The sequence below is a fragment of the Vibrio sp. 10N.222.49.A3 genome (genome assembly GCF_041475145.1).
Taxonomy (GTDB): Bacteria; Pseudomonadota; Gammaproteobacteria; order Enterobacterales; family Vibrionaceae; genus Vibrio; species Vibrio tasmaniensis_A.
Genome location: NZ_JBFRVM010000342.1, coordinates 1 through 705 on the forward strand (window position 1 = coordinate 1; position 705 = coordinate 705).

The 705-nt window shown below is 36.7% G+C and carries 1 protein-coding gene; it reads left to right on the top strand.

Annotated elements, in window-relative coordinates; all coding sequences use genetic code 11:
- Positions 1-145 precede the first annotated feature (145 nt).
- Positions 146-705, top strand: a 560-nt coding sequence (locus AB4589_RS25505; RefSeq protein WP_372101967.1) for a hypothetical protein, incomplete at its 3' end; no start/stop codon positions are given.

Below are 705 nucleotides of genomic sequence, written 5' to 3' on the forward strand. Positions count from 1 at the left end.
ACTGCTGGTGCGGATCATATTGTTTTCTGCGTTACCAAATAATCACAGAATTCAAACTAGGTTCAAGGAGTTAACAGGTGTAGACATTTGTGATTTCAATAAGTGTTGTTTAGTCATTTATGCCGCTTTTATGAAAAGTAAGTCAGTGTCTGTAAGTGATTTTGAAATCATTTTTGAAAAAGTCGGTCGCGCTAACCTTGAGCAAACACTAATTGCACTGTCTATTGATTTACACAGAATTAAAGGCCAAGTCCAAAATAACGACTACTCGAATGGCACATACTCTGAATGGTACGAACAAACCCCTTTTTTGAGGTTTCCATTAGTGAGATACGATGGCAAGTATACTTGTTTGAATCTCTATGTATTTTTGAGAAGCATTGAAGGCTATGTTTATGATCTATTAAAAAATGAAAACCCTCAATCATTTATGGATGGCTTTGGGAAGGTTTTTGAATCCTATTTATATAGAGGATTGAACTTTTCAGGCTGTGAGTACGTTGATGAAAACTTGCTTGGTGACCAACTCCCTGAGGGGGTGAACGTTGTAGACTTCATAGTGAGTAGTGAAAATAGTAATATCTTCATCGATGCAAAAGGTGTTGAGCTTCCATACCTTGGTAAAGTGTCGGACAATCCAAAAGTTATTTTAGGCAAAGTTAAAACCAGTGCATTAAAAGCGATTAAGCGTAAACGCGCCATAAA